Genomic DNA, 10,843 nt, shown 5'->3' on the forward strand with positions numbered 1-10,843 from the left:
ACAAATATTTCTTAGACTATCTTCTTTCTCTTATTTATATGACTATGACTCATGTGTTTAATTATTGTGCAACTCAAGTTATGTATTTTTAATTTATTCATCGGCCATGCAATTGTTAATCGGATCCAGTCCTTACGGAACTATTATTCTACTACGATTAAAGAAATGAGGTGAAATTATGAGTGCTCCTCTATCCTATCATCAGCAAAAGGATATTGAAAATATAAGGCATCTTAGAGAATTAATAAAAGAACTTCCCAATTTCTGCGGAGATTTCTTCCGTGGCATTGAGCCACGTACATCATCGCGTACAAGAATCGCTTATGCATATGATTTAAAAGTTTTTTTTGATTTCCTGCAAAAAGAAAATCCGTCTCTATGCAAGACTGATATGCATAATATTTCCCTTGATAACCTGGATAATCTCAAGGTTGTGGATATTGAAGAATACATGGAATACCTTAAATATCGTTTCAATGACAAAAATCAACAAGTAACCAATAAAGAACGGGGAATTATGAGGAAAATCTCCTCATTGAAAAGCTTTTATAATTATTATTACCGGAATGAACGGCTTCAAAACAATCCGGCGGCTCTTGTTCAGCTGCCAAAGCTTCATGAAAAGGATATTATTCGGTTAGATGTGGATGAAGTTGCTCTTCTGCTTGATGAGGTTGAAAGCGGGGATGCTCTGACTGATAAGCAAAAGGCCTACCATGCGAAAACAAAAATACGTGATTTGGCTCTTCTCACACTGCTTCTTGGTACAGGAATCCGTGTATCAGAATGTGTTGGGCTGGATTTGGATGATATTGATTTTAAAAACGGCGGAATTCGTATTGTCAGAAAAGGCGGCAAAGAAGTTATGGTCTATTTCGGCTCAGAGGTCGAGGATGCTTTACTCGATTATCTGGAAGAAAGAAACGTGATAATTCCCCAGGAGGGCCATGAAAAAGCACTTTTTCTCTCTCTTCAGAAAAAACGCATTGCTGTTCGCAGCGTCGAAAACCTGGTGAAGAAATATTCCAGACTCGTTACTCCCTTAAAAAAGATCACTCCGCATAAGCTGCGCAGCACGTATGGAACCAGTTTATACAAAGAAACGGGTGATATTTATCTGGTTGCGGATGTTCTTGGCCACTCAGATGTTAATACCACCAAAAAACATTATGCAGCTATAGAGGATGAACGGCGCCGAAGTGCAAGAAATAAGGTTAAATTACGAGAAAGCTAGTTACCGATAATAATAAATCAAGAAAGGACTTGAACATGCAGGAATGGATAATTAATACTATGGATCAATATGGATACCTGGGGATTGCTTTGCTTATAGCAATCGAAAACATATTTCCACCGATTCCATCAGAACTGATTCTGACTTTTGGCGGCTTTATGACCACATATACCGAAATGAATAAATGGTTAGTCGTCCTGTTTGCGACCGTTGGATCTGTTGTGGGTGCTTGCGTTCTTTATAGCGTTGGTCTGTTGCTGCCCGTAGAAAGACTGGAACTGCTGGTTGATAAATGGGGACATATCCTTGGATTGAAAAGGGCTGATATTAAGCGCGCGGAAGGCTGGTTTGAAAAGCGGGGAACCCCAACCATCTTCTTCTGCCGTTTTATTCCGCTTATACGTAGTTTGATATCCATTCCAGCAGGCATGGCCAGGATGCATATAGGGAAATTTCTTCTTTATACAACTCTTGGTACATTTATATGGAACATTGTCCTTGTGTTTCTTGGCGCCTTTGCCGGCTCCCGTTGGGAACGCATTGTAGGATATATGGATGTTTATTCCCATGTAACAGTTATAGGATTGGCTGTTATTGGCGTTGCTGTTATTGTATGGTTTATTAAAAAACGAAAATAACTCTTTTGACAAAACAGGCAGGGGCTGAAAAGTCCCTGCCTGTTTATTAAAGATAACGTTTATTTAAATAGATGAATACTGCCCTCTTTATCCAGCTTAATAAGAATGGTTGCAATAATCGGAAGCATAAACAGACCTAATATCCCCATTAATTGGGCGCCTACAAACATTAGAATTAAAGTTACTATAGGATGCAGGCCAATCTGCTGTCCAACAATCTTAGGTTCAATGATCTGCCTCACTACCGTAATAAAGATATAAAGAATCAACATACCTGCTCCCACCCGTGTATCTCCCATGGAGAAGGCAATTATGGACCAGGGCAAAAGCACTGCTCCGGTGCCTAGAATCGGTAAGATATCGATAATCGCAACAATTAAACCAATAAGAAACGGTGTAGGGATTCCAATTATTGCAAAACCTATGGATAACTCTATAAATGTAATAGAAATAATCAATGCGTATGCCCGAATGAACTTACTTAAGGTTCCTATAACATTATTCTTTAAGTTAATAATAACTTCTCTGCGTTCATTTCCAAATTGACGTATAATAAATTTGCTTAGCTTATAATAATCAATAGTGAAGAAAAAGGATGAAACAATGGTAAAAATCACTTTTATCAATAAGGTTGGCACCTGACCGGCTAATCCGGTTACCGTCGATACTACTTTTGTCGAAATATTGGAGATATAAGTAAATATGGATTGCCCAATGTTATTAATAAAATTATCCAGATAATCTTTTATACTTGGAAACCTGGCAGATAAATGATCCGTGAATGAAAGCAGCACCGGCTGGATGGTTCCTTTGTATAAAGAAGGCAGGTTATTAAATAAGGTACTGATAAACTGAAAAAACCTGACGCCGATTAAGCTGATAATTAATACTAAAACACTGTAGAATATCAGTAAAACAAAAATGGAGACAAATGTCCTTTTGATTTTTAATTTCTTAACTAACAAATCAATGGGTTTACGGAATGCCATAGCAATGATCAGACCGATTATAAATGGCATTAAAAGGGGGAAAACATATTTAACTCCTGCATATACGATAATTAATAAAATAAATGCAAATATACAATGGATAATAAATGCTTTCTGCTTTTCTAAACTCATGTATCACTATACCTTTCTGTTTTTAACATTCATAAGCCTTAATACCTGATAATGATTTTTACATTCTTAAAATCCATTATAGACATTACTTCAACTTAAAATGCCGGAAATTAAATGATTGGTTGCACAAAAGAATACTTTTTTTAGGAATCCTTGGTTGTATTATAACGTTTATCCTTCCTAAGTCAAGCGTTTCCCTATTAATTGTATTATTTGATACAGGATGTTTGCTTAAGTTCTATATTTTAGTTATACCCGTTATTAGATAAATAATAACCACTAACATTCGGATAACAGTAACCATCTGATCTGAAATACTTCCTTTCTATTTTTAATATATATTTTAATATAAATACTATGGAGATAGTTGTTAATGGTAACTGTTAAAAATGGAGAATACATTAACATGAATTATTAGTTTAACAAAAATTAATATTAAAGTGCTGAAATAATATGTGGTTCCGATTCATTTGTTAAATTACACAGGTTTATCGTATCACATTCTCTGTATCGAATGCAGTCGCCGGATATGTTTTCGTTCATAACTTAAATGAACTGCAATATCAGGCAGCAAGCTCCTCTCCGATCAACTATATTTTCATAAGAACCATCCTGAGGCTCAATGATTAATACTGCCTTTATTCTAAGTTATTATCCTTATAAAATCAACGAATTTCGGTATGTTCCTTAAAAATATTACAGAATGAGTATTAAGGGAGCTGATCAGAGGTAACATACATGACAGTCAGATAATGTCCGCTGTGAATAGTATCTTCCTTTAATCCATTGATGTTCTTTAACTCCCTTATATATTGTTCAACTGTTAGTCCGCTGTTTTCTTTATATTTGCATGCAATGCTCCACAAACTGTCTCCTTGCTGAATCTGTATACTGGTGTAATATCTTTCTATTGCCGCAGCATCAAAACCGTCGGCAGAGTTTTGTCCCTTTGAACTTCCAAATGCACGGGATCCCAGTAACGTAATTAATAACAGTACAATTAATTGTCTTATCATACAGATACCTCCTGTAAAATGCGTTCAGAACATATGTTCTTATTTCCAAGAAGATAATAACATCCAAACATACGTTTGTCAATTCGTTTTGCATTTTTTCGAACAAAGGTTTGCATTTTCTTCGAACATATGTTACTATAGATTTAATGACAAAGGATTGAGGAGGCTGTGCTATGGCACAAGAAAAGATAACACCCAAGCAGCAGGAGATTTTAGAATATATAAAAGAGACGATTTTAAAGAAGGGTTATCCCCCCGCAGTCAGGGAAATCTGTGAAGCGGTTCATTTGAAATCAACATCTTCCGTTCACTCTCATTTGGAGACACTGGAAGAAAAGGGATACATAAGAAGAGATCCTACCAAACCAAGAACTATTGAAATTATTGATGACTGCTTTAATCTGACCCGCAGAGAATTAGTGAATGTTCCGGTTTTAGGAACAGTTGCAGCCGGTCAGCCTCTTTATGCAGAGGAAAACATTGAAAGCTATTACCCAATTCCATCGGAGCTTCTTCCTAACGGAGAAACTTTTATGCTTAAGGTAAGAGGAAACAGTATGATCAATGCTGGCATATTAGAAGGGGATCAGATAATTGTGGAGCATTGCCCTACTGCAGCCAACGGTGAGATTGTTGTTGCGTTGGTGGAAGATTCTGCTACGGTAAAGCGCTTTTTTAAGGAAAACGGTCATTACCGCCTGCAGCCGGAAAATGATTCCATGGAACCCATTATTGTAGAGCATGTGGAGATACTTGGGAAGGTAATCGGTTTATTCCGGTTAGGAATTCATTGATAAATGTCTGAGTAAAAAAAGCCGGGTCATAGTTGACATAATTATTTTATGTCAACTATGACCCGGCTTTTTATAAAGGCAGAAATGCAAAAAGACGGCTTACATATTTATTAAGCCGCTTTCCCTTATTGTTTCTTATAATGAATCCAGATCCTTTACATCAATTGTCTTTCCATCTCTCCAGATTCTTTCCAGATCATAGAACAAACGATTGTCACGGTCGAAGACGTGGACAATAATATCGCCATAATCCATTAAGATCCAGTTGGCAGTCCGGTATCCCTCCACCTGTTTGCAGACATATCCCTTTTTCCCTAGCTCCTCTTCCACATTGTCAACCATAGCCTGTACCTGGTTTGCATTTGTACCGCTGGCGATAATAAAATAATCTGCTACCACCGATACATTGTGGATATCAATAACACTGATATCCTCCCCTTTTTTATCAGACAACGCACTATATGCGGTTTTTACCATTTCCACTGACTGATTCATCATTGTTCTCCCTTCATTTCCTTATGAATCTGTTCATAGTAAGCATATGCCTCCAAAGACATAGAATCCACAAAACAGTTTTTTCCCTTTAAATAGTCCAGGGTATTCTTTAGAATCAGATAAATACACTCATCCAAATCTTTAAAAGCAATGGAACGTACCACAGACAGCCCTGCGGCTTTGTCGCGTCTCGGTTCGATATAATCCGCAACAAAAACAATCTTTTCCAGTATGGACATCTCCGGCCTTCCAGTCGTATGCCACCTTATGGCATTAATAACTTCATCCTCTTCAATACCGTACTTATACTGTGCCAGCCAAGCTCCGTATTTGGCGTGAAGTACTGCCGGTGCTTTCCGTTCATCATCAGTTAATTGTATGCCCTGTTTTTGGCATTTTTTTATAATTTCTCCATCTCCAAGATGCTTTGCGCAGTCATGGAGCAATCCTGCTAATTCTGCATGATATAAATCACTGCCATATCTCATTGCCAGAGCCGTACAAATAAATGACACACTTATAGTATGTTCATATCTTTGCGGGCTTAATTTGCCCCTCAATTCATTTCTCAGATCTAAAATAACTTCTTTCACCTTTTCATCTCCTGATATAAACTGTGGGCATGGATATATGCCATAACTTTTTCCGGTACATATTCAGCAATAGATTCTCCTTTAGAAACCTTTTCACGAAGCTCGGCAGAAGAAACATTCATTTCCCTGCAATGAAGCATTCGGATATCCGCTTGATATTTATGGTTTAAATATTCTATCTGAAGTTCCATCGATCGGTCCTTAGCCTCATATTCCCGCCTTGCAGCCAACAGAACTGCCTGAGTCAGCACCTGGTCCGGTTCATACCATTTTTCAATCTCATAGAGAGAATCAGCCCCCACTATAAAATAATAGGTATGTTGCGGATATTCCTTCCGAAGCAGCCTGAGGGTCTGTGCCGTATAGGTGTTCCCATTCCGCCTTATTTCAAAATCAGAACTGATAAGCCCCGGGCGCCCTTCTACTGCAGCAGCCGTCATGGCCAGACGCTGGTCCGGCGCAGTCACATGATGATTTTTTTTATGAGGCGGCTGCCCCGAAGGCATGAACCAGACTTCATCAAGGTGATATTCACGATATGCCTGCTCTCCAAGCATAAGATGCCCATTATGGATGGGATCAAATGTTCCACCCATAATCCCTATATTCCCCATAATCTTCGACTCCTTGACCGGATAATGAAGCAGGATTATTTAGGAAGTGTGATCTTTCTCTTTGTCTCCTCTTTTGCCTGCTTATAAAGGACAATACGCCTTCCAATTACCTGAACGATCTCAGAACGGGTGCGCTCTGACAGAACCTCTGCAATGCTGCGGCCATCATCCAGGCAATTTTTCAATACCGTTATTTTTATTAATTCCCTGGCTTCCAGTGCTTCTGCAATTGCATTGGTGATCTCCGGAGTCAGGCTTGATTTTCCAATCTGGAAAATCGGATCTATATTCATCGCCAATCCTTTTAAATAGGATCTCTGCTTACTTGTCATAATATTCTCCTTGTTTACTTGTAATAGTCAAATTCCAGACCATACATACGGACGGTATCACCTTCTTTGATTCCTGCCCGTTCTAATTCATCTAATATTCCGTTTTCTTTTAAGAAATTCTGAAAGAAACGGAAGCCTTTTTCTGATTCCAGATTGGTATACCCCAACATTTTATCGATCCTTGGCCCTTCCACTACGTAGACTCCGTCTTCTGTAACTTCTACGGAATAAGGCAGTAGAACATTTCTCAGACTCTTCAGATCAAATTCTTTTTCAAAAATAACAGGACTTAAATTAACCGTTTGAAGCAGCTCATAAATGGCGAATAAAAGCTCTTTTACGCCTTGTCCGCTTACTGCTGAAATCGGATATACTTTTACTCCCTTAGGTTCAAATTCTGCCTTCAATTTCTCGACCGGATTCTCATCTTCATCAAAAATCGCATCCGTCTTATTGGCAGCAATAATTTGAGGACGCTTAAGAAGCTCAGGGTTATAAGCTTCCAACTCCTTGTTAATGGCATGGATATCCGCAATAGGATCCCTGCCTTCGGTAGAAGCAGCATCCACTACATGAACCAGTACTCTGGTACGCTCGATATGGCGAAGGAAATCATGTCCCAGCCCCACGCCTTCCGAAGCACCTTCAATAAGTCCGGGAATGTCGGCCATTACAAAACCTTTGCCTTCGGCAACGTCAACCACACCCAGGTGAGGATTTAAAGTTGTAAAGTGATAATTGGCAATCTTAGGCTTTGCATTGCTGACTCTGGATAAAAGGGTAGACTTTCCTACATTAGGAAAACCAACCAATCCTACATCGGCAATCACTTTTAATTCCAGTTGAACCCAAAGCTCCTGAGCCGCTTGTCCAGGCTGGGCATATTTAGGCGCCTGCATGGTGGGAGTTGCAAAGTTCATATTTCCCTGGCCGCCTCTTCCGCCCTTTAATATTACTTCTCTGCGGTTTTCTCCGGACATATCGGCAATTACCTTACCGGTTTCAAACTCTTTAATAACGGTGCCTTCCGGAACCTTAATTACCAGATCTTCCCCGTCTTTTCCGTGGCATCGGCGTTTTCCGCCGGCTTCCCCGTCTTTTGCCATATATTTGTGAATGTGCCGGAAATCAGTTAACGTATTAAGTCCGTCATCCACTTCAAATATGATGTCACCGCCCCGGCCGCCATCGCCTCCGTCAGGACCTCCGCACGGAACATAAAGTTCTCTCCGGAAACTGACATGGCCGTCGCCGCCTTTTCCGGATCTAATATATATTTTTGCTCTATCGGCAAACATTCATTCACCTGTTCCCTTTCTAATTTATCTATCAATCAGGTTCAGCCTCTTTCTTAAGAGGATAAAAACCAAACTGAACATGAGCATCAAAATAACATCAATCTGCAAAAATCTGCCAGAAAGATGGAAAATACAGATAAATATTTTATCTGTATCGTAAAAAACGGCTCCATACGTAAGGTATGAAGCCGGTCCAATTATTCGTTAATTACTTTTGGATAAACAGAAACCTGCTTTTTGTCTCTGCCTCTTCTCTCAAATCTAACAACGCCATCCACTAAAGCGAATAATGTATCATCACCGCCGCGGCCTACGTTGATGCCTGGATGGATATGAGTTCCACGCTGTCTGTAAAGAATATTGCCTGCTAATACGAACTGACCATCAGCTCTTTTGGCGCCTAATCTTTTGGACTCGGAATCTCTACCGTTTTTGGTAGAACCAACACCCTTTTTATGAGCGAAAAATTGAAGGTTCATTTTTAACATAACTTACACCTCCTTAAATCGGATTTTAATATATGGCTCTCCATATTCCTCCTCAATATCCTGTAAACCAAATATGAGAGAGTTCATAAGGAGTCGTGACTCTGAACTAATAGATGAAGTAAAACGAAAATGAAAAGCACCAGTCTCTTCTTCCTGATCTACTTCAAAGGAATCTTCTGTAAATTGCTCTACACTGTTGGACATGTTAAATGTAAGCGCTGATACTGCAGCACAGACAAGTTCCTGTCCATCCTGATGATCATCTGCAAAGCCTGCATGTCCTACCATTTGAATCCCTGTATAATTCTGTTCTGAATCAACAAATACAGTTACTCTTATCATAATTAAGCATTGATCTTATCGATCTTAACCTGTGTATAAGTCTGTCTGTGACCATTTTTCTTATGGTATCCAGATTTTCTCTTATACTTGTAAACAATAACTTTTTTAGCTTTGCCTTCCTTCACAACTGTACCGGTTACGGTCGCACCTGCTACGGTCGGGCAGCCAACTGCTAATTCACCATTGTTTACAACAAGAACCTGATCAAATGTGACAGCTTCGCCAGCGTCAACACCAAGTTTCTCTACTTTAATGATATCGCCTTCCGCTACTTTGTACTGCTTTCCACCTGTTGCAATAATCGCGTACATATGGCACCTCCTATTATCATTACTCGCCAACTTCGGTGTTTCATACCATATAAAATATATGAAAACTTTTGACCTCATTGTGCGGCATACTTTATTAATATAGCATTTCATGTCAGTAATGTCAATATTTTTTATATAAAAATAAATCAGAGTTTTTTATTAAATATACGCTTTTCCTTGTTTTTATTATTGCATCTTAGTATAATAGATGTATTTGAAATTACAAGGGAGTATCATGATGAAAACAGATAAGTACAATCAAATTTTTATCCGCTGCTGTTATGGATATGTTGTCAGCGGTATGGCGGTTCTTGTTATAGGAGCGATTCTGCCTTCTATTATAAAAGAAGCCGGCATCAGTTATTTAGCAGCTGGAAGCCTTTTATCCGCAATGGCCATAGGAAATCTAAGTTCCAGCTTTCTGTTCCCCATTCTTGCCTCATGGATCGGAAGAAAACGGGCGATTTTTTTAATAACTCTTCTTTCTCCGATCTGCCTGTTTTTGCTTATATTGCTGCCGCCTTTTCCGGTTATGTACGGGGCTATTTTAATCTACGGCCTGGTCAGGGGATGTATTACGATTTTAAATAACTCTGCCGTGAACGATATCTATGGACAGAATGCAACAGGAAAATTAAATCTGCTGCATTGCAGTTTTGCAATCGGAGCATTCATAGCTCCTTTTATGACAGCTGTTTTGATGAGATTTGGCTTTAACTGGAGAGACATTCTTTATGTGATTCTCTTTTTGGCTGCTTTGACTGCTCTTTCCTATGGTACGATGGATGAAGCCTTGCTTAATACATCATCCAGCGGAAGTAAAAAAGCAGACTCAGGGAAGGAGACAGGAAACAAGGCTTTTATGAAATCCTTTTCTTTTTACTGTATTGCATTTATTTTATTCTTTTACCTGGGCGTTGAAAATTGTATCAATGGCTGGTTTATCACTTACTTACAGAATACGGGTGTTATGAGTCCGGGCTACGCAACCACCTTGGTATCCGTTACCTGGCTGGTCATTATGGCAGGGCGCCTTATTTGTGCTGCCCTTTCAAAAAGGCTGGAAAAAAGCACCATAATACTTATACTGGCATTAGGAAGCGGGATCTGCCTCTTTTTACTGATCACAATTAAAAGTCTTCCAATGATTACAGTTGCTCTTTTAGGGCTGGGGCTCTTTCTTTCCGGTATTTATCCGACCTGCATTGCAAATGCCGGTATTTATATTAAAGGGTCTACCGTAGGAATGTCTATTTTAACCGCTATCTCTGCTGCGGGGGGCATCATAACACCGCAGCTTGTGGGGGCCGCAGCAGATCAGATTGGAATCGTAGCAGCTATCAGTATTCTGAGTTTTAATATTGTTTTCGTAATTATTCTGGCAGTTATTAATTTCAGAGGCCGTCATAAAAATAATGCATTAACTTAACAAAAAAAGGATAAGCACTTGATATCATCGGCTTATCCTTTTTTTATTATACAGGAAAGTTCTGCGAACTCCCCTGTATAATAAAAAGCACGACCTGCAGGATGCACATGACGCTTAAGAGGAAGATGTCACTAAAGC

Annotated in this window: 14 protein-coding genes; 4 read left to right on the forward strand and 10 right to left on the reverse strand. The window is 39.1% G+C overall.

Annotated elements, in window-relative coordinates; genetic code table 11:
* Positions 1 to 178 precede the first annotated feature (178 nt).
* Both ACLTWA_RS01375 and ACLTWA_RS01380 read left to right on the forward strand, forming a co-directional pair.
* Complete coding sequence (locus ACLTWA_RS01375) at positions 179 to 1,234, forward strand: tyrosine-type recombinase/integrase (protein WP_412325762.1); 1,056 nt, start codon at positions 179 to 181, stop codon at positions 1,232 to 1,234.
* Positions 1,235 to 1,269: 35 nt separating this feature from the next.
* The gene (locus tag ACLTWA_RS01380) at positions 1,270 to 1,872 is read left to right on the forward strand and encodes a DedA family protein (protein ID WP_412327157.1); all 603 of its coding nucleotides are present in this window, start codon (positions 1,270 to 1,272) and stop codon (positions 1,870 to 1,872) included.
* A 59-nt stretch (positions 1,873 to 1,931) separates the two neighbouring features.
* Here the strand turns inward: ACLTWA_RS01380 and ytvI are convergent, their stop codons facing one another.
* Positions 1,932 to 2,993: a sporulation integral membrane protein YtvI gene (ytvI, locus tag ACLTWA_RS01385; protein WP_412325763.1), complete on the reverse strand. Its 1,062-nt coding sequence runs from the start codon at positions 2,991 to 2,993 to the stop codon at positions 1,932 to 1,934.
* 710 nt (positions 2,994 to 3,703) lie between these two features.
* Positions 3,704 to 4,009, reverse strand: coding sequence for a LysM peptidoglycan-binding domain-containing protein (locus ACLTWA_RS01390; RefSeq protein ID WP_412325764.1), 306 nt, complete (start codon positions 4,007 to 4,009; stop codon positions 3,704 to 3,706).
* Between the two features lie 173 nt (positions 4,010 to 4,182).
* Here ACLTWA_RS01390 and lexA point away from each other — a divergent pair, with 173 nt between their 5' ends.
* Positions 4,183 to 4,803, forward strand: a complete 621-nt coding sequence (gene lexA, locus ACLTWA_RS01395; RefSeq protein WP_412325765.1) for a transcriptional repressor LexA — start codon at positions 4,183 to 4,185, stop codon at positions 4,801 to 4,803.
* A gap of 135 nt (positions 4,804 to 4,938) precedes the next feature.
* On the opposite strand, the gene rsfS is transcribed toward lexA, so the two are convergent.
* The 8 genes from rsfS to rplU form a co-directional block, all read right to left on the reverse strand.
* Positions 4,939 to 5,298: a ribosome silencing factor gene (gene rsfS / locus ACLTWA_RS01400; protein WP_412327158.1), complete on the reverse strand. Its 360-nt coding sequence runs from the start codon at positions 5,296 to 5,298 to the stop codon at positions 4,939 to 4,941.
* On the reverse strand, positions 5,298 to 5,891 hold the full coding sequence (gene yqeK / locus ACLTWA_RS01405) for a bis(5'-nucleosyl)-tetraphosphatase (symmetrical) YqeK (protein ID WP_412325766.1): 594 nt from the start codon (positions 5,889 to 5,891) through the stop codon (positions 5,298 to 5,300). The genes rsfS and yqeK overlap by 1 nt, the downstream gene beginning before the upstream one ends.
* Entirely contained in the window at positions 5,888 to 6,505 is a 618-nt protein-coding gene (gene nadD / locus ACLTWA_RS01410) for a nicotinate-nucleotide adenylyltransferase (protein WP_412325767.1), read from the reverse strand. Before nadD ends, yqeK begins: the two co-directional genes overlap by 4 nt.
* Before the next feature lie 35 nt (positions 6,506 to 6,540).
* The gene (gene yhbY, locus ACLTWA_RS01415; RefSeq protein WP_412325768.1) at positions 6,541 to 6,837 is read right to left on the reverse strand and encodes a ribosome assembly RNA-binding protein YhbY; all 297 of its coding nucleotides are present in this window, start codon (positions 6,835 to 6,837) and stop codon (positions 6,541 to 6,543) included.
* A gap of 14 nt (positions 6,838 to 6,851) precedes the next feature.
* Entirely contained in the window at positions 6,852 to 8,135 is a 1,284-nt protein-coding gene (gene obgE / locus ACLTWA_RS01420) for a GTPase ObgE (protein WP_412325769.1), read from the reverse strand.
* Positions 8,136 to 8,332: 197 nt separating this feature from the next.
* Positions 8,333 to 8,623, reverse strand: coding sequence for a 50S ribosomal protein L27 (gene rpmA, locus ACLTWA_RS01425; RefSeq protein ID WP_412325770.1), 291 nt, complete (start codon positions 8,621 to 8,623; stop codon positions 8,333 to 8,335).
* A 3-nt stretch (positions 8,624 to 8,626) separates the two neighbouring features.
* The gene (locus ACLTWA_RS01430) at positions 8,627 to 8,965 is read right to left on the reverse strand and encodes a ribosomal-processing cysteine protease Prp (protein ID WP_412325771.1); all 339 of its coding nucleotides are present in this window, start codon (positions 8,963 to 8,965) and stop codon (positions 8,627 to 8,629) included.
* A gap of 2 nt (positions 8,966 to 8,967) precedes the next feature.
* Positions 8,968 to 9,276: a 50S ribosomal protein L21 gene (rplU, locus tag ACLTWA_RS01435; protein ID WP_412325772.1), complete on the reverse strand. Its 309-nt coding sequence runs from the start codon at positions 9,274 to 9,276 to the stop codon at positions 8,968 to 8,970.
* Between the two features lie 235 nt (positions 9,277 to 9,511).
* Here rplU and ACLTWA_RS01440 point away from each other — a divergent pair, with 235 nt between their 5' ends.
* Positions 9,512 to 10,705 (forward strand): MFS transporter, encoded by a 1,194-nt coding sequence (locus tag ACLTWA_RS01440; protein ID WP_412325773.1) that lies wholly within the window; start codon positions 9,512 to 9,514, stop codon positions 10,703 to 10,705.
* Positions 10,706 to 10,843 lie beyond the last annotated feature (138 nt).

The organism is Lacrimispora sp., from assembly GCF_046972725.1.
Taxonomy (GTDB): Bacteria; Bacillota; Clostridia; order Lachnospirales; family Lachnospiraceae; genus Lacrimispora.

Excerpts from the sequence above, each read along its gene's own strand:
- ACLTWA_RS01375 (WP_412325762.1), top strand. The coding sequence starts at position 179 with ATGAGTGCTCCTCTATCCTATCATCAGCAAAAGGATATTGAAAATATA.
- ACLTWA_RS01380 (WP_412327157.1), top strand. The coding sequence starts at position 1,270 with ATGCAGGAATGGATAATTAATACTATGGATCAATATGGATACCTGGGG.
- ytvI (WP_412325763.1), bottom strand. The coding sequence starts at position 2,993 with ATGAGTTTAGAAAAGCAGAAAGCATTTATTATCCATTGTATATTTGCA.
- ACLTWA_RS01390 (WP_412325764.1), bottom strand. The coding sequence starts at position 4,009 with ATGATAAGACAATTAATTGTACTGTTATTAATTACGTTACTGGGATCC.
- lexA (WP_412325765.1), top strand. The coding sequence starts at position 4,183 with ATGGCACAAGAAAAGATAACACCCAAGCAGCAGGAGATTTTAGAATAT.
- rsfS (WP_412327158.1), bottom strand. The coding sequence starts at position 5,298 with ATGAATCAGTCAGTGGAAATGGTAAAAACCGCATATAGTGCGTTGTCT.
- nadD (WP_412325767.1), bottom strand. The coding sequence starts at position 6,505 with ATGGGGAATATAGGGATTATGGGTGGAACATTTGATCCCATCCATAAT.
- yhbY (WP_412325768.1), bottom strand. The coding sequence starts at position 6,837 with ATGACAAGTAAGCAGAGATCCTATTTAAAAGGATTGGCGATGAATATA.
- obgE (WP_412325769.1), bottom strand. The coding sequence starts at position 8,135 with ATGTTTGCCGATAGAGCAAAAATATATATTAGATCCGGAAAAGGCGGC.
- rpmA (WP_412325770.1), bottom strand. The coding sequence starts at position 8,623 with ATGTTAAAAATGAACCTTCAATTTTTCGCTCATAAAAAGGGTGTTGGT.
- ACLTWA_RS01430 (WP_412325771.1), bottom strand. The coding sequence starts at position 8,965 with ATGATAAGAGTAACTGTATTTGTTGATTCAGAACAGAATTATACAGGG.
- rplU (WP_412325772.1), bottom strand. The coding sequence starts at position 9,276 with ATGTACGCGATTATTGCAACAGGTGGAAAGCAGTACAAAGTAGCGGAA.
- ACLTWA_RS01440 (WP_412325773.1), top strand. The coding sequence starts at position 9,512 with ATGATGAAAACAGATAAGTACAATCAAATTTTTATCCGCTGCTGTTAT.